We start from the raw sequence: 23049 nt of genomic DNA, 5'->3' as shown, positions 1-23049 counted from the left end.
GCCGAACGGGCTATGCTGTTTGGCCAGCTTCCGCAGGAACGGCCCTCGGCGCAACATGGTGCCTGCTCTGCACGACGCGGAAGCGGTTCGCGACGAACGCGGCGTCGGCGAGCGACGCGTTCGCGGCCGGATTGGCGCCCGTGCCGTGGAAGTCGGAGAACGCCGCCGATTGATTGACGAACACGCCGCCCGTCAGATTGATCGACAGCGCGACGCCGCCGCGTACCGCCGCTTCGTGCGCCGCTTCGACGACGGCGTCGTCCGTGCTATAGACGGACAGCGTGAGCGCGCCGTGCTCGGCCGCGATCGAGCCGGCGAGATCGAGCGATTGCGCGGTCGAATCGGTCGCGATGACGAACGAGATCGGACCGAACCATTCCTGCGTGTACTTTGCGCGATCCGCGACGTCGAGCTGCAGCACGAGCGGCGTGCGCACGCGTGCATCCTTGAATGCCGGATGCTCGAGGGCCTGGCTGTCGGCGAGAATGCGGCCGAGCTTGCGCGCGTCGTCGATGCGAGCCGCGACGCCTTCGTTCTGAAGTGTGCCGATGAGATCGACCGACCGTGCCGGGTCGCCCGTCAGCTTCTGCACGGCGCCGGCGATGGCCTGCGCGACGTCGTCGAAGCCGACGTGCCCTTCCGCGGTGCGGATGCCGTTGCGTGGGACATAGATGTTTTGCGGTGCGGTGCACATCTGGCCGGAGTAGAGCGCGAGCGAGAACGCGATGTTCTTGACGGCGGCTTTCAGATCGTCGACGGAATCGATCACGATCTGGTTGACGCCCGCCTTCTCCGTATACACCTGCGCTTGATGCGCGTTGCGTTCGAGCCAGGTGCCGTTTTGCGAGCTGCCGGTGAAATCGATCAGCTTGATTTCCGGACGGCGCGCGAGCTCCTGGACGAGCGCACCGTCGTTCCCTTCGGTCGCGAGCAGCGTGACGACGTTCGGATCGAAGCCCGCTTCGCGCAGCACGTCGCGCGCGATGCGCACGGTGATCGCGAGCGGCAGGATCGCGCCCGGATGCGGCTTGACGATGACCGTGTTGCCGGTCGCGAGATCGGCGAACAGGCCCGGATAGCCGTTCCAGGTCGGAAACGTGCAGCAACCGAGCACGAGCCCCGCGCCGCGCGGCACGATCATGTAGCGCTTGTGCATCGCGAGCGGCGGGTTCTTGCCCTGCGGCTTTTCCCAGTGCGCGTTGGCGGGGATGCGCTGCAGTTCCTGCCATGCGTAGGCGACGGCTTCGAGCGCGCGGTCCTGCGCATGCGGCCCGCCCGCCTGGAACGCCATCATGAACGCCTGTCCGGTGGTGTGCATCACGCTGTACGCGATTTCGAAGCTCGCACGATTCAGCCGGGCGAGGATTTCGAGGCACACGCCAGCCCAGGCGGACGGCCCGGCCTTGCGCCACGCGCTCTGTGCCTGCGCGGCGGCGGCGATCAGTTCGTCGGGCGACGATTTCGGGTAGCGAATGCCGAGCGCGAAACCGTATGGCGAGCGCTCGGCGCCGACCGTTCCGCCCGAGGCGGGCTGATCGAGTTCGAAAGGTTTGTCGAGTCGGGCTTTGAATGCTGCTTCGCCGTCTGCGTTGGCGCTTTCCCCGTACACTTTGGGGCTCGGCATCTCGGCGAACGGGCTCCAGTAGCCGCGCGTTTCGATCGTGGAGAGCGCGTGCTTCAGCGTGTCTTCATGCTTCGTGAACAGAGGATGGGTCATGGCGGCAGGCTTGGTGAACGTTGAGGAAGGCGGAGGTTATTAATTAACCGACCGGTTGGTCGGAAAATGTTAGCATCAAATCGTCCGTGCGTGTGCGGCATTTCATGTTTCATTGATCGAGGAGAAGCAGATGGCTTACGAAAACATCCTGGTGGAGACGCGAGGCCGGGTGGGGCTGATTACGCTGAACCGTCCGAAGGCGCTGAACGCGCTGAACGACGCGCTGATGGATGAACTTGGCTTGGCGCTCAAGGCATTCGAGGCGGACGAGGACATCGGCGCGATCGTGCTGACGGGCAGTGAGAAGGCGTTCGCAGCCGGCGCCGACATTGGGATGATGGCGACCTATTCGTATATGGATGTTTTCAAGGGCGACTACATCACGCGCAACTGGGAGACGGTGCGTCAGATCCGCAAGCCGATCATTGCTGCGGTGGCGGGTTTCGCGTTGGGCGGCGGCTGCGAGCTCGCGATGATGTGCGACATCATTTTTGCGGCCGATACGGCGAAGTTCGGCCAGCCCGAAATCAAGCTCGGCGTGTTGCCGGGGGCGGGCGGCACGCAGCGTTTGCCGCGCGCGGTGTCGAAGGCGAAGGCGATGGACATGTGCTTGACCGCTCGCTTCATGGATGCGGAGGAGGCTGAGCGTGCGGGTTTGGTGTCGCGGATATTGCCGGCGGACAAACTGCTGGACGAGGCGATTGCCGCGGCGGCGACGATCGCCGAGTTCTCGCTGCCTGCCGTGATGATGGTGAAGGAGGCGGTGAACCGCGCGTACGAGACGACCTTGTCCGAGGGCGTGCACTTCGAGCGCCGCTTGTTCCATTCGGCGTTTGCAACCGAAGATCAGAAGGAAGGGATGGCGGCGTTTGTCGAGAAGCGCAAGCCCGTCTTCAAGCACCGCTGAACACGGAAGAGCAAAGTGCCGCGCGCTTTCTATGTTTCTTGGCGTGCGGCGCGTGTCTGATAAAGGTGATTGCGTCTCTCGAGTTTTGGGCCTGTTGCGTGCCCGAACTCGAGTCACAAAAATTTTCTCTCAAAAAGAGCTTGCGCGAGGGAGGGGATGTGTCTAGAATCACGCCTCTTTCGCGCTGCGGCGAACGCGGCGCGAAGGGGGGAGTGGGAAGTCTTGAGCTCGGGCAGTACGGTCGACCGCGAGGACGAACGGGAGCGCGAGACGGCGATGACGAGGTTTCGGTGGCGCGGAGGTAAAAAAGTTGTTGACGCGCTGCGAATAAGTGATCATAATCTCATTTCTCTGCTGCTGACAACGCAGCGCTGCTGAGAAGACGGTGGCAAGTAGTGAAATCTTCTCGCAGATATGCTCTTTAACAATGAACAGCCGATAAGTGTGGGCGCTTGATGTGGCGGACGATCTTCGGATCGCGAGCAAAAGTATCAAGAGTCTCACACTAAAGTAAGTCAGGTTTGTGAAGCAATTCACGACCTGTCAGCTTTGAGTGAGCGACCGGTTGGAAACAACCGAAAACAGTAACGGGCATTGAACTGAAGAGTTTGATCCTGGCTCAGATTGAACGCTGGCGGCATGCCTTACACATGCAAGTCGAACGGCAGCGCGGACTTCGGTCTGGCGGCGAGTGGCGAACGGGTGAGTAATACATCGGAACATGTCCTGTAGTGGGGGATAGCCCGGCGAAAGCCGGATTAATACCGCATACGATCTGAGGATGAAAGCGGGGGACCTTCGGGCCTCGCGCTATAGGGTTGGCCGATGGCTGATTAGCTAGTTGGTGGGGTAAAGGCCTACCAAGGCGACGATCAGTAGCTGGTCTGAGAGGACGACCAGCCACACTGGGACTGAGACACGGCCCAGACTCCTACGGGAGGCAGCAGTGGGGAATTTTGGACAATGGGCGCAAGCCTGATCCAGCAATGCCGCGTGTGTGAAGAAGGCCTTCGGGTTGTAAAGCACTTTTGTCCGGAAAGAAATCATTCTGGCGAATAACCGGGGTGGATGACGGTACCGGAAGAATAAGCACCGGCTAACTACGTGCCAGCAGCCGCGGTAATACGTAGGGTGCGAGCGTTAATCGGAATTACTGGGCGTAAAGCGTGCGCAGGCGGTTCGCTAAGACCGATGTGAAATCCCCGGGCTCAACCTGGGAACTGCATTGGTGACTGGCGGGCTAGAGTATGGCAGAGGGGGGTAGAATTCCACGTGTAGCAGTGAAATGCGTAGAGATGTGGAGGAATACCGATGGCGAAGGCAGCCCCCTGGGCCAATACTGACGCTCATGCACGAAAGCGTGGGGAGCAAACAGGATTAGATACCCTGGTAGTCCACGCCCTAAACGATGTCAACTAGTTGTTGGGGATTCATTTCCTTAGTAACGTAGCTAACGCGTGAAGTTGACCGCCTGGGGAGTACGGTCGCAAGATTAAAACTCAAAGGAATTGACGGGGACCCGCACAAGCGGTGGATGATGTGGATTAATTCGATGCAACGCGAAAAACCTTACCTACCCTTGACATGGTCGGAATCCTGCTGAGAGGCGGGAGTGCTCGAAAGAGAACCGGCGCACAGGTGCTGCATGGCTGTCGTCAGCTCGTGTCGTGAGATGTTGGGTTAAGTCCCGCAACGAGCGCAACCCTTGTCCTTAGTTGCTACGCAAGAGCACTCTAAGGAGACTGCCGGTGACAAACCGGAGGAAGGTGGGGATGACGTCAAGTCCTCATGGCCCTTATGGGTAGGGCTTCACACGTCATACAATGGTCGGAACAGAGGGTCGCCAACCCGCGAGGGGGAGCCAATCCCAGAAAACCGATCGTAGTCCGGATTGCACTCTGCAACTCGAGTGCATGAAGCTGGAATCGCTAGTAATCGCGGATCAGCATGCCGCGGTGAATACGTTCCCGGGTCTTGTACACACCGCCCGTCACACCATGGGAGTGGGTTTTACCAGAAGTGGCTAGTCTAACCGCAAGGAGGACGGTCACCACGGTAGGATTCATGACTGGGGTGAAGTCGTAACAAGGTAGCCGTATCGGAAGGTGCGGCTGGATCACCTCCTTTCTCGAGCTTAAATCCGCGAAGTTGAGCGCTCACGCTTATCGGCTGTAAATCAGGACAGACTCAGGGGTCTGTAGCTCAGTCGGTTAGAGCACCGTCTTGATAAGGCGGGGGTCGTTGGTTCGAATCCAACCAGACCCACCAATTGTCTGGCGAGAAGGGAACCTGAGTGTCTCTGTACGGGGGGCATAGCTCAGCTGGGAGAGCACCTGCTTTGCAAGCAGGGGGTCGTCGGTTCGATCCCGTCTGCCTCCACCACAATCTTCAATGGCAAGCGTTCGACTTGAGTCGAATCTTTGTCCTTGGCGATTGAGCCAGTCAGAGTGATGCAGGCAACTGTATCGGCTGTCGTTCTTTAACAATCTGGAAGAAGTAAGTAATTTGGATAGCGGAAGCGTCTTTGAGATGGACGTGGAAGTTATCCGGGTTGTGATTGTATCGATGTATCTCAAGATGATTCGAACTTCATGTTCGGCTCCCTACGGGAGTGGGACCAGAGTAAGCGCTAAAGCGCTAACACTGGTCGACATCAAATTGGAATACGGCACAACGCGAGAACTCAACCTGTAGCGGCTGTCATCCCCATTCGGGGATGGGGCCATCGTAAGTGCTAAAGCGCTAACGATGGCCGACATGAGACAGACTCGTTATAGGGTCAAGCGAACAAGTGCATGTGGTGGATGCCTTGGCGATCACAGGCGATGAAGGACGCGGTAGCCTGCGAAAAGCTACGGGGAGCTGGCAAACGAGCTTTGATCCGTAGATGTCCGAATGGGGAAACCCACTCCTTTTGGAGTATCCATGACTGAATACATAGGTCATGTGAGGCGAACGCGGTGAACTGAAACATCTAAGTAACCGCAGGAAAAGAAATCAACCGAGATTCCCAAAGTAGTGGCGAGCGAAATGGGAAGAGCCTGTACTCTTTATTTGTATTGTTAGCCGAACGCTCTGGAAAGTGCGGCCATAGCAGGTGATAGCCCTGTAGGCGAAAACAGTATGAAAGAACTAGGTGTACGACAAGTAGGGCGGGACACGTGAAATCCTGTCTGAAGATGGGGGGACCATCCTCCAAGGCTAAATACTCGTGATCGACCGATAGTGAACCAGTACCGTGAGGGAAAGGCGAAAAGAACCCCGGGAGGGGAGTGAAATAGATCCTGAAACCGCATGCATACAAACAGTCGGAGCCTCTTCGGGGGTGACGGCGTACCTTTTGTATAATGGGTCAGCGACTTACGTTCAGTAGCAAGCTTAACCGAATAGGGCAGGCGTAGCGAAAGCGAGTCCGAATAGGGCGTTCAGTTGCTGGGCGTAGACCCGAAACCAGGTGATCTATCCATGGCCAGGATGAAGGTGCGGTAACACGTACTGGAGGTCCGAACCCACTAACGTTGAAAAGTTAGGGGATGAGCTGTGGATAGGGGTGAAAGGCTAAACAAACCTGGAAATAGCTGGTTCTCTCCGAAAACTATTTAGGTAGTGCCTCGTGTCTCACCTTCGGGGGTAGAGCACTGTCATGGTTGGGGGGTCTATTGCAGATTACCCCGCCATAGCAAACTCCGAATACCGAAGAGTGCAATCACGGGAGACAGACATCGGGTGCTAACGTCCGGTGTCAAGAGGGAAACAACCCAGACCGCCAGCTAAGGTCCCCAAATATGGCTAAGTGGGAAACGAAGTGGGAAGGCTAAAACAGTCAGGAGGTTGGCTTAGAAGCAGCCACCCTTTAAAGAAAGCGTAATAGCTCACTGATCGAGTCGTCCTGCGCGGAAGATGTAACGGGGCTAAGCCATATACCGAAGCTGCGGATGCGTGCTTGCACGCATGGTAGGAGAGCGTTCCGTAAGCCTGCGAAGGTGCACTGTAAGGTGTGCTGGAGGTATCGGAAGTGCGAATGCTGACATGAGTAGCGATAAAGGGGGTGAAAGGCCCCCTCGCCGTAAGCCCAAGGTTTCCTACGCAACGTTCATCGGCGTAGGGTGAGTCGGCCCCTAAGGCGAGGCAGAAATGCGTAGCTGATGGGAAGCAGGTCAATATTCCTGCACCGTCGTTAGATGCGATGGGGGGACGGATCGCGGAAGGTTGTCCGGGTGTTGGAAGTCCCGGTCGCTGCATTGGAGAAGGCGCTTAGGCAAATCCGGGCGCAGGATTCAAGGGTGTGGCGCGAGCTCCTTCGGGAGCGAAGCAATTGGAAGTGGTTCCAAGAAAAGCCTCTAAGCTTCAGTCTAACGATGACCGTACCGCAAACCGACACAGGTGGGCGAGATGAGTATTCTAAGGCGCTTGAGAGAACTCGGGAGAAGGAACTCGGCAAATTGGTACCGTAACTTCGGGATAAGGTACGCCCTGGTAGCTTGATGCGCCTGCGCGCAGAGGGTGAAGGGGTTGCAATAAACTGGTGGCTGCGACTGTTTAATAAAAACACAGCACTCTGCAAACACGAAAGTGGACGTATAGGGTGTGACGCCTGCCCGGTGCCGGAAGATTAAATGATGGGGTGCAAGCTCTTGATTGAAGTCCCGGTAAACGGCGGCCGTAACTATAACGGTCCTAAGGTAGCGAAATTCCTTGTCGGGTAAGTTCCGACCTGCACGAATGGCGTAACGATGGCCACACTGTCTCCTCCCGAGACTCAGCGAAGTTGAAGTGTTTGTGATGATGCAATCTACCCGCGGCTAGACGGAAAGACCCCATGAACCTTTACTGTAGCTTTGCATTGGACTTTGAACCGATCTGTGTAGGATAGGTGGGAGGCTATGAAACCGGAACGCTAGTTTCGGTGGAGCCGTCCTTGAAATACCACCCTGGTTTGTTTGAGGTTCTAACCTTGGCCCGTGATCCGGGTCGGGGACAGTGCATGGTAGGCAGTTTGACTGGGGCGGTCTCCTCCCAAAGCGTAACGGAGGAGTACGAAGGTACGCTAGGTACGGTCGGAAATCGTGCTGATAGTGCAATGGCATAAGCGTGCTTAACTGCGAGACCGACAAGTCGAGCAGGTGCGAAAGCAGGTCATAGTGATCCGGTGGTTCTGTATGGAAGGGCCATCGCTCAACGGATAAAAGGTACTCTGGGGATAACAGGCTGATACCGCCCAAGAGTTCATATCGACGGCGGTGTTTGGCACCTCGATGTCGGCTCATCTCATCCTGGGGCTGTAGCCGGTCCCAAGGGTATGGCTGTTCGCCATTTAAAGAGGTACGTGAGCTGGGTTTAAAACGTCGTGAGACAGTTTGGTCCCTATCTGCCGTGGGCGTTGGAAGTTTGAAGGGGGCTGCTCCTAGTACGAGAGGACCGGAGTGGACGAACCTCTGGTGTACCGGTTGTGACGCCAGTCGCATCGCCGGGTAGCTATGTTCGGAAGAGATAACCGCTGAAAGCATCTAAGCGGGAAACTCGCCTTAAGATGAGACTTCCCCGGGGACTTGATCCCCTTGAAGGGTCGTTCGAGACCAGGACGTTGATAGGTCGGGTGTGTAAGCGCAGTAATGCGTTCAGCTAACCGATACTAATTGCCCGTAAGGCTTGATCCTATAACAAGTCTGTCTCGATAGCCGTTAGCGCTTCAGCGCTTACGGATATCGAGCGTCGAGTGCAAACTCGACGTACAGCGGTTGAAGTACCGCGTATGTGTGAGATACAACCTCACAACCCAAAATTACTGCTTCTTCCAAGATTGGTTGCGCTGCGAAGCAACGCAACAACCCTCTTTGCCTGATGACCATAGCGAGTCGGTCCCACCCCTTCCCATCCCGAACAGGACCGTGAAACGACTCCACGCCGATGATAGTGCGGATCCCCGTGTGAAAGTAGGTAATCGTCAGGCTCCTCCTCTTGAAACCCCCGTCCCTCACAGGCGGGGGTTTCGCCTTTTACCCCCCGCCTCAATAAAAACAACGCGCGCAATCGCTCTCTCATGGATGGCGCGTAGCAAGCGCGACCGCTCCGCCGCCTTCGTTCCGACTCGAAACTTTCCGTATCTGCCAAGCGGTAAAATCGCCGAATCGATAAAAAACGGCGTACAAACATGACTCCCCCTGCACAATTCGCCCGCGCAGTTTGTCCGCACGATTGTCCCGATACGTGCGCAATTCGCGTCACGGTCGAAAACGGCAGAGCCATCAAGGTCGCTGGCGACCCCGATCATCCGCCGACTCAAGGCGTGCTTTGTACCAAGGTGAGCAGATACGCGGATCGCGTGCATCACCCGGAGCGGCTCACGGTGCCGCTCAAGCGAGTCGGCAGGAAAGGGGAAGGCCGATTCGAGCCGATCAGTTGGGACGAGGCGAACAGAGTGGTGGCGGAGCGCCTATTGGAAGTTGCTCGTCGGGCGCCGGAAGCCATCATTCCCTACAGCTATGCCGGAACGATGGGGCTCATTCAGGGCGAGAGCATCGCCCAACGCTTCTTCAACAAGCTCGGCGCATCGCGCCTTGAAAGAACGATCTGCTCGGCGGCCGGCGCGGCAGGGCTGCGCTACACGTACGGCGCCAACGTCGGGATGCACTTCGAATTCTTCGAGGAAAGCGAACTGATCCTGATCTGGGGCGCGAATCCGATTGCCTCCAATCTGCATTTCTGGACGCGCGCTCAAGAAGCGAAGCGTCGCGGCGCGCGCCTGATCGCGATCGATCCGTATCGATCGCTGACAGCGGAAAAATGCCATCAGCACATCGCGCTGAAGCCGGGCACGGACGGCGCGTTTGCGCTCGGCATCATGCACGTATTAATCGACGAAGACCTCGTCGATCAGGACTACATCCGCGCCTACACGCTCGGCTTCGACGCGCTGAAAGCGCGCGCACTGAGTTATCCGCCTGAGCGGGTGGCCGAAATCTGCGGCGTAACGGTTGCGGAAATCGTAGAGCTGGCGTGCCTCTACGGACGCACGCGAAAGGCTTCGATCCGCCTCAATTACGGCATGCAGCGCGTGCGCGGCGGCGGCAACGCCGTCCGCGCGATTGCCTGTCTGCCGGCGCTCACGGGCGCATGGCGCGACCGCGCCGGCGGCTTGCTCTTGTCGTCGTCCGAGTGGGCGCCCGTCGACGCCGCCGCCATTGGCCGTCCTGATCTGCTGCCGGGCTGGCCGAGCAAGCTGCCGCGTTCGATCAACATGAATGCAATTGGCGACGCGTTGCTGCATCCTGGCGATCGGGAATTCGGGCCGAAGATCGAAGCGATCGTCGTATACAACTCGAATCCGGTTGCGGTCGCACCCGATTCGGCGAAGGTCGCGGCCGGCTTCGAGCGAGAGGACCTGTTCACGGTCGTTCTCGAGCATTTCAAGACAGATACCGCCGATTACGCCGATATTCTGCTGCCCGCGACGACGCAGCTCGAGCATCTCGACGTCCATAAATCGTACGGACATACCTACGTGATGGCGAATCTGCCGTCGATTGCGCCGGTCGGCGAGGCTCGGCCGAACACCGAAATTTTCCGCGGCATTGCGCGCGACATGGGGCTCGATGAGCCGGCGCTGTACGACGATGACGAAACGCTCGCTCGCGCGTCGTTGCGCTGGCACGATGTGTCGCTGCAAAGCGACTGGGACACGCTCAAACAGGCGGGCTGGCTCAAGTTGAAACTTGCCGACGCGCCGTTCGCGAACGGCGGCTTTCGGACGCCGTCCGGAAAGTGCGAGTTCTACAGCGAACGCCTCGTCGACATGGGGCTCGATCCATTGCCGGACTACCTGCCGCCGCACGAGTCGACGGACGGCTCGCCAGAACTGGCCGCCCGCTATCCGCTCGCGATGATCTCGCCGCCCGCCCGCCATTTCCTGAACAGTACGTTCGTCAACGTCGCGAGCCTGCGCACGGCGGAGGGAGAGCCGCACCTCGACATTCATCCGGCCGATGCCGCGCGACGCGACATCGCCGACGGCGACGCAGTGCGCATCTTCAACGATCGCGGTTCGCTCCGGGCAAAGGCCCGCGTGACTGATCGCGCGCGCGAGGGGCTCGTCGTCGGCCTGTCGATCTGGTGGAAAAAGCTTACGCCGGACGGGCGCAACGCGAACGAGGTGACGAGCCAGGCCCTGACTGATCTTGGGCGCGGCGCAACCTTCTACGACTGCCTGGTCGAGGTCGAACGGGGATGACGCAATTCGACGACGTCCCTCACGGCATCGTTACGCAAAGTGGAAAGGAGTGTCTAACACGGTTGTCTGGACCGGGCCGACCCGTTACGATGCCAATTTTTAGCACGACCATTCGAAAATCAGTGAGGAGACGCGCCGCATGGATAAAATTTGGCTGAAATCGTACCCGCCCGGTGTCCCGGCTGAAATCGACGCGTCCCAGTATTCGTCCGTTCCCGATCTGCTCGAAGAGAGCTTCGGCCTTTATCGGGATCGGCAGGCGTTCATCTGCATGGGCAAGGCGATCACGTACGGCGAGCTGGACACGCTCTCGCGCAAGCTCGGCGCGTGGCTGCAGTCCCGCGGCCTGCCGCGCGGCGCGCGGGTTGCGATCATGATGCCGAACGTGCTTCAGTATCCGGTGACGATCGCCGCCGTGCTGCGCGCGGGCTACACGGTCGTCAACGTCAATCCGCTCTACACGCCGCGCGAGCTCGAGCATCAACTGAAGGACAGCGGCGCCGAGGCGATCGTGATCCTCGAGAATTTCGCGACGACGCTGCAGTCGGTGATCGCGAAGACGTCGGTCAAGCATGTCGTCGTCGCCGCGATGGGCGATCTGCTCGGCCTGAAGGGCATCCTCGTCAACTATGTCGTGCGTCGCGTGAAGAAGATGGTGCCGGCGTGGAGCCTGCCTTCGTACACGCGCTTCAACGCGGCGCTCGCCGCGGGCGGCCGGCAGACGCTCAAGCCGGCAAAGCCCGCGCCCGACGATGTCGCCTTCCTCCAGTACACGGGCGGCACGACGGGCGTCGCGAAGGGCGCGACGCTGCTTCATCGCAACATCGTGTCGAACGTGCTTCAGGCGCAGGCCTGGCACGAGCCGGCGTACTCGAAGCGCCCGGAAGTGAAGCAGTTCATCACCGTGATCGCGTTGCCGCTCTACCACGTGTTCGCGTTGACCGTCTGCGGGCTGCTGACGCTGCGCACGGGCGGCACGGGGATCCTGATTCCGAATCCGCGCGACATCGCCGGCATGATCAAGGAGCTGAAGGGCTACCCGATCATCACGATTCCGGCCGTCAACACGCTCTACAACGCGCTGCTCAACCATCCGGACTTCGATCAGCTCGACTTCTCGAAGCTCGCGGTCGCGAACGGCGGCGGGATGGCGATCCAGGAAAGCGTCGCGAAGCGCTGGTACGACAAGACGAAGACGCCGATCGTCGAGGGCTACGGCTTGTCGGAGACGTCGCCCGTCGCCACTTGCAATCCGGTCACGGCGACCGACTATAGCGGCACGATCGGCCTGCCGCTGCCGTCGACCGAGATCGCAATCCGCGACGACGTGGGCGACGACGTGCCGCTCGGCCAGCCGGGCGAGATCTGCATTCGTGGCCCGCAGGTGATGGCGGGCTACTGGAACCGCCCGGACGAAACCGAGAAGGTCATGATGCCGGACGGCTTCTTCAAGACGGGTGACGTCGGTGTGATGGACGCGCGCGGCTACGTGAAAATCGTCGACCGGAAGAAGGACATGATTCTCGTGTCGGGCTTCAACGTCTACCCGAACGAGGTCGAGGATGTCGTCGCGTCGCACCCGGGCGTGTTCGAAGTCGCGGCGGTCGGCGTGCCCGACGAGCATTCGGGCGAGGCGGTGAAGCTCTTCGTCGTCAGGAAGGACCCGGCGCTCACCGACAAGGACCTGATCGCGTACTGCAAGGACCGGCTCACCGGCTACAAGCGGCCGAAGTACGTCGAATTCCGCGCCGATCTACCGAAGACCAACGTCGGCAAGATCTTGCGGCGCGAGTTGCGCGACGGCAAGGCGTAACGAGCGCGGCCGTCGCCGTTGTTTCGGGCGGGCTTCGTCGTCTGGCTCGAAGCGGCGGGCGCTCGATGCGGGCGCGACCGCTCGCTGGCCGCGATCCGGATCGTTCTTGTCCGAAAGGGCCGCCGGCTCCGTGCCGAGCCGCTCTTTCCCGCAGTCGAGGCGATAAAAAAGGCGCCCGAGGGCGCCTTTCAAGTGACTGCCGAGTGTTACCTGCTTATTAGAACTTGTGGCGGATGCCGATGCGCGCCGCGAACTGGTTGCGGTTCGACGACGGCGTCAGGCCGTTGATCGCGGCGGTCGCCGGGCCGACCGTGTTGCCGTCGGCTTCGATTACGTTGCCCGAAGCGTGCTGGTACACGCCGATCGCGTAGACATCGGTGCGCTTCGACAGGAAGTAGTCGACGCCGACCGAGCCCTGGTGATACTTGGCCGCGGACGAGCCGGCGATCTTGCTGCCTTGCGTGTAGTCATACGCCACGCCGGCGAGCAGCGTCGGGGTCAACTGATACTTGAAGTTGATTTCCGCGTTGTTGAACGTCGCGGTCTGGTTCGGGAACACCGTGCTCGCGAAGTTCATGAACTTGATGTTCGAGTACGTGGCGCCGATCGTCGCCGCGCCGAACGAATAGGCGCCGCCCGCACCGATCACCTGGTACGTGTGGGCCGACGCGTAGCCTGCATAGACCGGGGTCGTCACGGCAGCCGGCGTGCTCGACGTCGTGTTGTTGCCGAACAGGCCACCCGCGGTCGACGGCGTGCGCGCATTCAGGTAGCCGACGCCCAGCACGAGCGGGCCGTTCGTGTAGCCTGCGCCGAGCGACCAGGTCTGGTTGCGGCTGAAGTCGCCGGCAACGCCGCCGAAGCTGTACAGGCCGCCGAACGTGAAGCCGCCGTAGTTCGCGCTCGTGAACTTGACTGCGTTGTTTACGCGATACGCGTTGTTGAAGTTGTCGAGATCGCCCGGGTGGGCGGCGATGTAGCCGCCCCACTGGTCGCCCACTTCCAGCGGGCCGACGAAGTCGACGACGGAGTCGTACTGACGGCCGAGCGTGACGGTGCCGAAGCCGCTCGACAGGCCGACGTACGCCTGACGGCCGAATTCGAGGCCGCCCTGGTTCAGTTTGCCCGAGTTCACGTCGAAGCCGTTTTCGAGGACGAACAGAGCCTTCAGGCCGCCGCCCAGGTCTTCCGTGCCGCGCAGACCCCAGCGGCTACCCTGCATGACGCCGCTCGACAGGTTGTACAGGTGCTTGCCGCCTGCGTTGGTGTTGATGTTGAAGCCTTCGTCGATAATGCCGTACAGCGTCACGCTGCTTTGCGCGTGAGCCGCGCCAGCAAACGCGCTCAGCGCGACGAGCGCGAGAAGCGACTTTTTCATTAAAAGATCTCCAAGGATGACAAATTTATTGTGGCGGGCCGATGATTGTTTTTGATGGCGATACCCGCGTGAACTTCGAATGAAGCCGCTCGTAATGTAGCAAAAGGACTTTTTGGGACAAAGAGAAAGAGCGATACGCGCGTCTCCCATGTTTCCTTTATGCAACAATGGTTAAAATCACGGGTTAACCGCTATTTTCGAGCGCTACCGTCGTAGGTAGCCGCAATAAAATTGTTACGAATTCCTTACTGCGTGCAAGGTGCCCGCACGGAGAAACGCGATGGTGTTTGACGAGTTGATCACTGAATTTGACCGGGGGCTACGCTCGATCACGGGCGTGAGCCGGATGAGCCGCCCGGTGCCCGTGCCCGCCGCCGCGGCGCCTGCCGAGCTTTCCGCCGCCGAGCGCAAGCATGCGGCCGGGCTGATGCGGGTGAATCACGTCGGCGAAGTCTGCGCGCAGGCGCTCTATCAGGCGCAGAAGCTCACGACGTCTTCGGCCGGGCTGAAGGAGATGTTCGAGCATGCGGCGCGCGAGGAGGAGGACCATCTCGCGTGGACCGCGCATCGTCTGAAGGATCTCGATTCGCGGCCGAGCCTGCTCAATCCGCTGTGGTATGCGGGCGCGCTCGCGATCGGCGTCGTTGCCGGACGTCTCGGCGACAAGGTGAGCCTGGGCTTCATGGCCGAGACGGAGCGGCAGGTCGAAAGTCACCTCGACAGCCATCTGTCGGAGTTGCCGGCCGCCGACGTCGAGTCGCGCGCGATCGTCGAGCAGATGCGCGCCGACGAGGTCAAGCACGGCAAGACGGCGACCGACGCGGGCGGCATCGAACTGCCGATGCCGGCGCGCATGCTGATGCGCGCCGCGTCCAAAGTCATGACAAGCACTGCATACTATTTGTGAGACATGCGCCGGGACGGCCGCATTCGCGGCGTCCCGGCTGACGACGGAAACCCGCTTCTCTCCCCGCGCTTTCCCCCCCTCCGAAATGCCTGCCGCCGCGCCTACCTGGGGCGCGCTTTTCATGTACCACTTTCACAAGATGCACTAGCTCATTCATTTATAACGTTTTTTGCTATGAGGGTCAGCTTGAGGAGGCGAGCGTAAGTCCTTGTTCTAACTAACAAAATTCGTCAAAAAAACGGCCGGCTCCCTTGACCGCCCATAGGCGTTCCTCTAAAGTGGGAGACAGTGTGAGAAAGTGTATTTTTGTGTGATTTGCCGGGCTTTTCCGGCTAGATTCTCAGCATTGTGCGGGTACTTCGGTGCCCTGATCGGGAGAGCGGAAAAGTGTTCCAAGGGGCGTCGGCGCTGACGCTCGATGCGAAAGGACGGATGTCGGTGCCGTCCCGCTATCGCGAAGCGCTGCAAGGACAGGCAGAAGGACGGGTGACTGTGACCAAGCACCCGGACGGCTGCCTGTTGCTGTTTCCGCGCCCCGAGTGGGAGGTGTTCCGCACGAAGATCGCCGCGTTGCCGATGGATGCGCATTGGTGGCGCCGCATTTTTCTCGGCAACGCGATGGACGTCGATCTCGACGGCGCGGGCCGGATTCTGGTGTCTCCCGAGCTGCGAATGGCAGCCGGGCTGGAAAAGGAAGTCATGTTGCTGGGAATGGGAAGTCACTTCGAGCTGTGGGACGCGCAGACCTACACCGCGAAGGAGCAGGCGGCGATGGCGCAGGGCATGCCCGAGGCGCTGAAGAATTTCACGTTCTGATTGCGGTGAGGAAGACGCCCGCGATGGGAAACGAATTGCAGCATCGCACGGTGCTGTTGGATGAAGCGGTCGATGCGCTCGTGACGCGGCCCGACGGCGTGTACGTCGACGGCACGTTCGGGCGTGGCGGTCATAGCCGCGCGGTGCTCGCGCGCTTGAGCGAGGCTGGGCGCCTGATCGCGTTCGACAAGGATCCGCGCGCGATCGAGACGGCGAAGGGCATCGCGGATGCGCGGTTCGAGATCGTCCACGACAGCTTCGCGGCGATGAAAGGCGCACTCGACGCGCGCGGGGTGGCACGGGTGTCGGGCGTGCTGCTGGATCTGGGCGTGTCGTCGCCGCAGGTGGACGATCCGGCGCGCGGCTTCAGCTTTCGCGCGAACGGGCCGCTCGACATGCGGATGGACCCGACGCGCGGCGAATCGGCGGCCGAGTGGCTCGCCCGGGCGTCGGTGCAGGAATTGACGGAGGTGATACGAGATTATGGGGAAGAACGGTTTGCTTTTCAGATTGCAAAGGCGATTGTTGCTCGCCGGGCGGAGTCCGACCGTCTCGGGCCTCTCGACAGCACGGGCGAGCTTGCCCAAATCGTGGGTCACGTCGTCAAGACCCGTGAGAAGGGCAAGGATCCGGCAACCCGCACCTTTCAAGCTATACGGATTCACGTCAATCAAGAGCTTGCGGACCTGCAAGTCGTTCTAGAGGCAGCACTGTCGTCGTTGGAGCAAGGGGGCCGGCTGGTGGTCATCAGCTTTCATTCGCTCGAGGACCGGATCGTCAAGCGATTCCTGCAGACGCACGCAAGCGCGCCTGCGGTCGACCGCCGCCTGCCGATCCGCGCGGTCGACCTGCCCAGCCCGCCGCTCAAGCTGCTCGGCCGCATGTTCCCGAGCGACGCGGAAGTCGCGGCCAATCCGCGTGCCCGTTCGGCGGTGATGCGCATCGCGGAGCGCATCGCGCCATGAGCCGCCTCAATATCTTCCTGCTGATCATCGTGATGGGATGCGCGCTGTCGGTCGTCAATTCGACGAACCAGCAGCGGCAGATCTTCATTCAATTGCAGCGCGCGCAATCGCAGGAGCATCAGCTCCAGCAGGACTATGCGCAGCTTCAGTATCAGCAGAGCGCGCTGTCGAAGACGTCGCGCATCGAGCAGCTCGCGACGAGCTCGATGAAGATGCAGTCGATCACGACGGGGCGCACGCAATACCTGACGCTTTCGCCCGGCGCGGCGAAGGCGGTCGACGCGCCGCTGCCGGCGTCCGCCGCGCCGAAGGGAGGCGTGCGATGAAGCCCGCTTCGAAGCGCACGCAAGGCGTGAAGTTCGCATCGAGCCCGGTGCTGTCGGTCCATCTGCCGATGTGGCGCTCGAAGCTCGTCGTGTTCATGCTGTTCATCGCGTTCGTCGCGCTCGCGATGCGCGCGTTCTGGATTCAGGGCCCCGGCAACGCGTTCTATCAGAAGCAGGGTGAAAGCCGCTATCAGCGCACGCTCGAGTTGCCGGCGACGCGCGGCAAGATTCTCGACCGTAACGGTCTCGTGCTCGCGACGAGCCTGCCCGTGCGCGCGATCTGGGCGATTCCGGCCGACGTGCCCGACGACCTCGGCGCGGACAAGCTCGACGCGCTCGGCAAGCTGCTCGGGATGACGACGAAGGAGCTGAAGGCGAAGCTGTCGGAGGACAAGACGTTCGTCTACGTGAAGCGCCAGGTGCCGCTCGACGTCGCCGAACAGGTCGCGAAGCTCGACATTCCCGGCGTCTATCAGCGCGGCGAATACAAGCGCTTCTACCCGGAAGGCGAGATCACCGCGCACCTGATCGGCTTCACGAACGTCGAGGACGAGGGGCAGGAGGGCGTCGAGCTCGCCGACCAGAAGCTGCTCGTCGGCACGCCGGGCAGCCGCCACGTGATCAAGGATCGCGTCGGGCACATCGTCGAGGACGTCGACGCGCAGTTGCCGCCGCACAACGGCACCGACGTCGACCTGTCGATCGACAGCAAGATCCAGTACATCACGTATACGAATCTGAAGGCGGCCGTCGAGAAATTCCACGCGAAGGCGGGCGCGGCGATGGTGATCGACGTGCAGACGGGCGAGGTGCTGTCGCTCGTCAATTATCCGACGTACAACCCGAACGACCGCTCGCACCTGACGGGCGAGCAGTTGCGCAACCGCGTGCTGACCGACGTGTTCGAGCCGGGCTCGATCATGAAGCCGTTTACGGTGTCGCTCGCACTCGATCTGCATCGCGTGACGCCGAACACGCTCGTCGAGACGGGCAACGGCCATTTCGTGCTCGACGGCGCGCCGATCACCGACGATTCGGGCTTCGGCACGCTGACCGTCGGCGGCGTGATCCAGAAATCGAGCAACATCGGCGCGACGAAGATCGCGATGACGATGAAGCCCGAGGAAATGTGGAATATGTATACAGGCATCGGGCTCGGGCAGGCGCCGAAGGTCGGGTTTCCCGGCGCGGCGGCGGGCCGGCTGCGCCCGTGGAAGAACTGGCGGCGCATCGAGCAGGCGACGATGTCGTACGGCTACGGCCTGTCGGTGTCGCTGTTCCAGCTCGCGCGCGCGTACACCGCGATCGCGCACGACGGCGAGCTGATGCCCGTCACGATCTTCAAGACGAACGACGCGCAGCCCGCGACCGGCCCGCGCGTCTTCGCGCCGACGACGGCCCGCGAAGTGCGCGCGATGCTCGAATCCGTCGTGTCGCCGCAGGGCACGTCGCCGAACGCGGCGGTGCCCGGCTATCGCGTCGGCGGCAAGAGCGGCACCGCTTACAAGCAGGTCGGCCGCGGCTATGATCACAAGAAGTATCGCGCGTCGTTCGTCGGGATGGCGCCGATGCCGAATCCGCGCATCGTCGTCGCCGTGTCGGTCGACGAGCCCACGACGGGCGGCCACTTCGGCGGCCAGGTGTCAGGCCCCGTGTTCTCCGCGATCGTCGGCGATACGCTGCGCGCGCTGAACGTGCCGCCCAACATGCCGGTCAAGCAGCTCGTCGTGTCGGACGATACGGCGAACGCCGCCGCCCCGCAGAAGCTGGCCGCGAATGCGCCGGCGAAACACATGATCGTGTCGAGCACGACACACAACCGTCCTGGAGTAGTTCGATGAGCGCCGCGCGCAGTTCTCATCCGGCGCACCAACAGATCGCAGCCGCGCTCGCGTGGCTGCGCGCGCATGCCGCATCCGGCGCGCAATTGCACGCCGACACGCGCAGCCTGCGAGCGGGCGACGTGTTCGTCGCCTATGCGGTGGACGGCGCGGACAATCGTCCGTTCATTGCCGACGCGCTCGCGCGCGGCGCGGCAGCCGTGCTGTACCAGCCCGAGGGCTTCCCGGCCGGCGGCCTCGACCCCGCGACGTCGCTTGCCGTGCCCGCGCTCGACGCGCTCGCGGGCGACATCGCGAGCGGCTGGTACGGCGATCCGAGCGACGCGATGTTCGCGGTCGGCGTGACCGGCACGAATGGCAAGACGTCATGCACGCAATGGATCGCGGCCGCGCTCACCGCACTGCGCGAGCCGTGCGCGGTGATCGGTACGCTCGGTAGCGGGTTGCCCGGTCAACTGGTTCACACGGGCTTCACGACGCCCGACGCGCCGCAACTGCAGCGCAGCCTCGCGCAGTTGCGCGGCGCGGGCGCGCAGGCGGTCGCGATGGAGGTGTCGTCGCACGCGCTGCATCAGGGGCGCGTGAACGGCACCGCGTTCGACGTCGCGGTGTTCACGAACCTCACGCAGGATCACCTCGATTACCACCGCACGTTCGATGCCTACGAGGCGGCGAAGGCGAAGCTCTTCGCCTGGCGCGGGCTGCGCTGCGCGATCGTCAATCGCGACGATCCGGTCGGCCGCCGTCTGCTCGCGAATCTCGCCGGCCGCGTGCGGACGATCGCGTACGGCATCGACGCGCGGCGGCAAGCAGCGGACGCCGATCGCGAACTCGTCGCGACGAACGTCCGCGCGACCGCGACGGGTACCGCGTTTCGTCTGACTTCGCCGTGGGGCGAAGCGGATGTCGAAGTCGGCACGCTCGGCACGTTCAACGTGAGCAATCTGCTCGCGGTGCTCGGCACGCTGCTCGCGGCCGACGTGCCGTTCGACGCGGCGCTCGCCGAAATCGAGAAGCTCGAATCGGTCAACGGCCGGATGCAGCGGCTGGGCGGCCGGCTGCAGAACGACGAGCCGCTCGTCGTCGTCGATTACGCGCACACGCCGGACGCGCTCGAGAAGACGCTCGACGCGCTGCGCCCGATCGCGCAGGCGCGCGGCGGCGAACTCGTCTGCATGTTCGGCTGCGGCGGCGACCGCGATGCGACCAAGCGCCCGCTGATGGGCGCGATCGCCGAGCGGCTCGCGGACAAGGTCGTCGTGACGAGCGACAACCCGCGCAGCGAGGACCCGCAGAAGATCATCGACCATATCGTCGCCGGCATGCGGGACGCCGCGAACGCGCGCCGCGTCGAGGACCGCGCGAGCGCGATCCTGCAGGCGGTGCGCGGCGCCGCGCGCGAGGACGTCGTGCTGCTCGCCGGCAAGGGGCACGAGTCGACGCAGGAAATCATGGGCAAGAAGCGCGCGTTCTCTGATCAGGACCACGCGCGCCTCGCGCTCGCCGCGCGCACGACACAGACACGCGGAGGCGGCGAATGACGATGCTGACCTTGCGCGAAGCCGCCGCGATGATCCCTGGCGCGACCGTGCTCGGCGATGAGCGCGCGTCGTTCGAGCGGGTGTCGACGGATAGCCGTTCGGCGGGCCCGGGCGATCTGTTCGTCGCGCTGAAGGGCGAGCGCTTCGACGCGCACGACTTCGTCGGCGACGTCGCCGAGCGCGGCGCAAGCGCCGCGATCGTGTCGCGCAGCCCGGCCGAGTGGAATCTGCCCGCGCTGAAGGTCGCGGATACGCGCGCCGCGCTTGGCGCGCTCGCGCATGGCTGGCGGATGCGCTTTTCGATGCCGATGGTCGCGGTGACGGGCAGCAACGGCAAGACGACCGTGAAGGAAATGATCGCGTCGATCTTCGCGGCGGCGGTCGGCGAGCCCGCGCGCCTTGCGACCGCGGGCAACTTCAACAACGACGTCGGCCTGCCGCTCACGCTGCTGCGCCTCACCGCCGCGCACCGGCTCGCGGTCATCGAGCTCGGGATGAATCATCCAGGCGAGACCGACACGCTCGCGAAAATCGCCGCGCCGACGGTTGCGCTCGTCAACAACGCGCAGCGCGAGCATCAGGAATTCATGGCGACGGTCGAGGCGGTCGCGCTCGAGCACGCGGCCGTCATCCACGCGCTCGGGCCGGACGGCGTCGCGGTGTTTCCGGCCGACGATGAGTACGCGGGCATCTGGCGCGTCGCGGCGACCGGCAACCGGATCGTCGATTTCGCGCTGCACGGCGCCGGCAGCGACGCGCCCGCCGCGGTGACGGGCGCGCTCGACGGCAGCAGGCTCGCGATCGAGACGCCCGCCGGCCGCATCGACGTGCGGCTCAACGCGCTCGGCGAGCACAACGCGCGCAACGCGCTCGCCGCGACGGCGGCCGCGCTCGCGGCCGGCGTGCCGCTCGCGGCGGTCAAGGCGGGGCTCGAGGCGTTCGCGCCGGTGAAGGGGCGGCTGCAGGTGGCGCGCGCGGCGCTCGGTTCGCTCGCGGGCGCGACGATGATCGACGACACCTACAACGCGAACCCCGATTCGATGCGCGCCGCGATCGACGTGCTCGCCGCGCAATCGGCGCCGCGCGTGCTCGTGATCGGCGAGATGGGCGAGGTCGGCGACGAAGGTCCGGCGTTCCATCGCGAGATCGGCGCGTACGCGCGCGAGCGCGGGATCGACGCGTTGTTCGCGCTCGGCGCGGCGACGCTGCCCGCGTGCGAAGCGTACGGCGCGGCCGCGCGGCATTTCGACGACGCGGCGGCGCTCGTCGCCGCGCTCGTCGCCGCGAACTTCGGCGCGCGCGCGACGCTGCTCGTGAAGGGCTCGCGGTTCATGAAGATGGAGCGCGTGGTCGACGCGCTCGCGAACGAAACCGCGTCGGGCGCTGCGCCCGGCGCACACTGAGGAAGGAAGTAAGCATGCTGCTGGCGCTGGCGCAATGGCTGCAAGGTGACGCAAGCTTTTTGCGCTTGTTCACGTACCTGACGTTCCGGGCGGTGATGGCCACCATCACGGCGCTCGTGATCGGTCTCGTCTGCGGTCCGTGGGTGATTCGCAAGCTCACGCAGATGAAGGTCGGTCAGGCGGTGCGCAAGGACGGCCCGCAGACGCATCTCGTGAAATCGGGCACGCCGACGATGGGCGGCGTGCTGATTCTGATCGGCATCGCGGTCGCGACGCTGCTCTGGGGCGATCTGACGAACCGCTTCATCTGGATCGTGATGCTCGTCACGTTCGGCTTCGGCGTGATCGGCTGGGTCGACGATTATCGCAAGGTCGTCTACAAGGACCCGCGCGGCATGTCGTCGCGCGAAAAGTATTTCTGGCAATCGGTGATCGGCCTGTTCGCGGCCGTCTATCTCGCGTTCAGCGTGTCCGAGGCGAGCAACGTCCGCGTGTTCGACCTGTTCATGGCCTGGGTGCGAAGCGGCCTGTCGATGGGGCTGCCCGCGCGCGCGGACCTGATGCTGCCGTTCCTGAAGTCGATCAGCTATCCGCTCGGCGTCTGGGGCTTCATCGCGCTCACGTATTTCGTGATCGTCGGCGCGAGCAACGCGGTGAACCTGACCGACGGCCTCGACGGCCTCGTGATCATGCCGGTCGTGCTCGTCGGCGCGTCGCTCGGCGTGTTCGCGTACGTGATGGGCAGCGCGGTCTATTCGAAATATCTGCTGTTTCCGCATATTCCGGGCGCGGGCGAGCTGCTGATCTTCTGCTCGGCGATGGGCGGCGCGGGGCTCGCGTTCCTCTGGTACAACACGCACCCGGCGCAGGTGTTCATGGGCGACGTCGGCGCGCTCGCGCTGGGCGGCGCGCTCGGCACCGTCGCGGTGATCGTGCGGCAGGAAATCGTGCTGTTCATCATGGGCGGCATCTTCGTCGCGGAAACGTTGTCGGTGATGCTGCAAGTCACGTGGTTCAAGTACACGAAAAAGCGTTACGGCGAAGGGCGGCGCATCTTCAAGATGGCGCCGCTGCATCACCATTTCGAATTGTCGGGCTGGAAGGAAACGCAGGTGGTGGTGCGTTTCTGGATCATCACGTTGATGCTGTGCCTGTTCGGTTTGTCCACCCTCAAGCTGCGGTAAAGGGAAGGTAAGGATGTTTGGCGA

The 23049-nt window shown here is 62.4% G+C and carries 13 protein-coding genes, 2 tRNA genes and 3 rRNA genes; 16 read left to right on the top strand and 2 right to left on the bottom strand.

Annotation, left to right across the window (positions count from 1 at the left end; translation table 11 throughout):
* Nucleotides 1-10: 10 nt before the first annotated feature.
* Nucleotides 11-1717, bottom strand: coding sequence for a phenylacetic acid degradation protein PaaN (gene paaN / locus WS92_RS26625; RefSeq protein ID WP_059934814.1), 1707 nt, complete (start codon nucleotides 1715-1717; stop codon nucleotides 11-13).
* 130 nt (nucleotides 1718-1847) lie between these two features.
* Between paaN and WS92_RS26620 the strand changes: the two genes are divergently transcribed.
* The 8 genes from WS92_RS26620 (at nucleotide 1848) to WS92_RS26575 (ending at nucleotide 12664) form a co-directional block, all read left to right on the top strand.
* Complete coding sequence (locus WS92_RS26620) at nucleotides 1848-2624, top strand: enoyl-CoA hydratase (RefSeq protein WP_009913691.1); 777 nt, start codon at nucleotides 1848-1850, stop codon at nucleotides 2622-2624.
* Between the two features lie 596 nt (nucleotides 2625-3220).
* Nucleotides 3221-4751 (top strand): 16S ribosomal RNA (locus WS92_RS26610).
* Nucleotides 4752-4815: 64 nt separating this feature from the next.
* Nucleotides 4816-4892, top strand: a tRNA-Ile gene (locus WS92_RS26605).
* Nucleotides 4893-4930: 38 nt separating this feature from the next.
* Nucleotides 4931-5006: transfer RNA gene (locus tag WS92_RS26600), tRNA-Ala, on the top strand.
* Nucleotides 5007-5401: 395 nt separating this feature from the next.
* Nucleotides 5402-8281 (top strand): 23S ribosomal RNA (locus WS92_RS26595).
* A gap of 180 nt (nucleotides 8282-8461) precedes the next feature.
* A 5S ribosomal RNA gene (rrf, locus tag WS92_RS26585) occupies nucleotides 8462-8574 on the top strand.
* The 16S, 23S and 5S rRNA genes sit together here with 2 tRNA genes alongside, the layout of an rRNA operon.
* A 201-nt stretch (nucleotides 8575-8775) precedes the next feature.
* On the top strand, nucleotides 8776-10851 hold the full coding sequence (locus WS92_RS26580) for a molybdopterin-containing oxidoreductase family protein (protein ID WP_059931123.1): 2076 nt from the start codon (nucleotides 8776-8778) through the stop codon (nucleotides 10849-10851).
* Between the two features lie 139 nt (nucleotides 10852-10990).
* Entirely contained in the window at nucleotides 10991-12664 is a 1674-nt protein-coding gene (locus WS92_RS26575; RefSeq protein ID WP_059931121.1) for a long-chain fatty acid--CoA ligase, read from the top strand.
* A gap of 217 nt (nucleotides 12665-12881) precedes the next feature.
* Here WS92_RS26575 and WS92_RS26570 read toward each other — a convergent pair whose 3' ends face one another.
* Complete coding sequence (locus WS92_RS26570) at nucleotides 12882-14042, bottom strand: porin (protein WP_006025139.1); 1161 nt, start codon at nucleotides 14040-14042, stop codon at nucleotides 12882-12884.
* Between the two features lie 280 nt (nucleotides 14043-14322).
* Here WS92_RS26570 and coq7 point away from each other — a divergent pair, with 280 nt between their 5' ends.
* The 8 genes from coq7 (at nucleotide 14323) to mraY (ending at nucleotide 23025) form a co-directional block, all read left to right on the top strand.
* Nucleotides 14323-14949: a 2-polyprenyl-3-methyl-6-methoxy-1,4-benzoquinone monooxygenase gene (gene coq7 / locus WS92_RS26565; RefSeq protein ID WP_059931119.1), complete on the top strand. Its 627-nt coding sequence runs from the start codon at nucleotides 14323-14325 to the stop codon at nucleotides 14947-14949.
* A 387-nt stretch (nucleotides 14950-15336) separates the two neighbouring features.
* Complete coding sequence (gene mraZ, locus WS92_RS26560) at nucleotides 15337-15765, top strand: division/cell wall cluster transcriptional repressor MraZ (protein WP_006025141.1); 429 nt, start codon at nucleotides 15337-15339, stop codon at nucleotides 15763-15765.
* Nucleotides 15766-15788: 23 nt separating this feature from the next.
* Nucleotides 15789-16730 carry a 16S rRNA (cytosine(1402)-N(4))-methyltransferase RsmH gene (gene rsmH / locus WS92_RS26555; protein WP_009913686.1) on the top strand — a complete coding sequence of 314 codons (942 nt, stop codon included), beginning with the start codon at nucleotides 15789-15791 and terminating at the stop codon, nucleotides 16728-16730.
* Nucleotides 16727-17056: a cell division protein FtsL gene (gene ftsL, locus WS92_RS26550; RefSeq protein ID WP_006025143.1), complete on the top strand. Its 330-nt coding sequence runs from the start codon at nucleotides 16727-16729 to the stop codon at nucleotides 17054-17056. Before rsmH ends, ftsL begins: the two co-directional genes overlap by 4 nt.
* Nucleotides 17053-18897: a peptidoglycan D,D-transpeptidase FtsI family protein gene (locus WS92_RS26545; protein ID WP_006025144.1), complete on the top strand. Its 1845-nt coding sequence runs from the start codon at nucleotides 17053-17055 to the stop codon at nucleotides 18895-18897. The genes ftsL and WS92_RS26545 overlap by 4 nt, the downstream gene beginning before the upstream one ends.
* Nucleotides 18894-20438: a UDP-N-acetylmuramoyl-L-alanyl-D-glutamate--2,6-diaminopimelate ligase gene (locus tag WS92_RS26540; protein ID WP_059931117.1), complete on the top strand. Its 1545-nt coding sequence runs from the start codon at nucleotides 18894-18896 to the stop codon at nucleotides 20436-20438. The genes WS92_RS26545 and WS92_RS26540 overlap by 4 nt, the downstream gene beginning before the upstream one ends.
* The gene (murF, locus tag WS92_RS26535; RefSeq protein WP_059931115.1) at nucleotides 20435-21841 is read left to right on the top strand and encodes a UDP-N-acetylmuramoyl-tripeptide--D-alanyl-D-alanine ligase; all 1407 of its coding nucleotides are present in this window, start codon (nucleotides 20435-20437) and stop codon (nucleotides 21839-21841) included. Before WS92_RS26540 ends, murF begins: the two co-directional genes overlap by 4 nt.
* 14 nt (nucleotides 21842-21855) lie before the next feature.
* Nucleotides 21856-23025: a phospho-N-acetylmuramoyl-pentapeptide-transferase gene (gene mraY / locus WS92_RS26530; protein ID WP_006025147.1), complete on the top strand. Its 1170-nt coding sequence runs from the start codon at nucleotides 21856-21858 to the stop codon at nucleotides 23023-23025.
* Nucleotides 23026-23049: the final 24 nt, after the last annotated feature.

Source organism: Burkholderia sp. MSMB1588 (assembly GCF_001546925.1).
Taxonomy (GTDB): domain Bacteria; phylum Pseudomonadota; class Gammaproteobacteria; order Burkholderiales; family Burkholderiaceae; genus Burkholderia; species Burkholderia humptydooensis.
Note: the sequence above shows the minus strand (reverse complement) of the source record. Positions and strands in the feature narration are given on the sequence as shown.

Bases quoted from the DNA above. Each gene is read 5' to 3' on its own strand.
- paaN (WP_059934814.1), bottom strand. From the start codon at position 1,717: ATGACCCATCCTCTGTTCACGAAGCATGAAGACACGCTGAAGCACGCG.
- WS92_RS26620 (WP_009913691.1), top strand. From the start codon at position 1,848: ATGGCTTACGAAAACATCCTGGTGGAGACGCGAGGCCGGGTGGGGCTG.
- WS92_RS26580 (WP_059931123.1), top strand. From the start codon at position 8,776: ATGACTCCCCCTGCACAATTCGCCCGCGCAGTTTGTCCGCACGATTGT.
- WS92_RS26575 (WP_059931121.1), top strand. From the start codon at position 10,991: ATGGATAAAATTTGGCTGAAATCGTACCCGCCCGGTGTCCCGGCTGAA.
- WS92_RS26570 (WP_006025139.1), bottom strand. From the start codon at position 14,042: ATGAAAAAGTCGCTTCTCGCGCTCGTCGCGCTGAGCGCGTTTGCTGGC.
- coq7 (WP_059931119.1), top strand. From the start codon at position 14,323: ATGGTGTTTGACGAGTTGATCACTGAATTTGACCGGGGGCTACGCTCG.
- rsmH (WP_009913686.1), top strand. From the start codon at position 15,789: ATGGGAAACGAATTGCAGCATCGCACGGTGCTGTTGGATGAAGCGGTC.
- ftsL (WP_006025143.1), top strand. From the start codon at position 16,727: ATGAGCCGCCTCAATATCTTCCTGCTGATCATCGTGATGGGATGCGCG.
- WS92_RS26545 (WP_006025144.1), top strand. From the start codon at position 17,053: ATGAAGCCCGCTTCGAAGCGCACGCAAGGCGTGAAGTTCGCATCGAGC.
- WS92_RS26540 (WP_059931117.1), top strand. From the start codon at position 18,894: ATGAGCGCCGCGCGCAGTTCTCATCCGGCGCACCAACAGATCGCAGCC.
- murF (WP_059931115.1), top strand. From the start codon at position 20,435: ATGACGATGCTGACCTTGCGCGAAGCCGCCGCGATGATCCCTGGCGCG.
- mraY (WP_006025147.1), top strand. From the start codon at position 21,856: ATGCTGCTGGCGCTGGCGCAATGGCTGCAAGGTGACGCAAGCTTTTTG.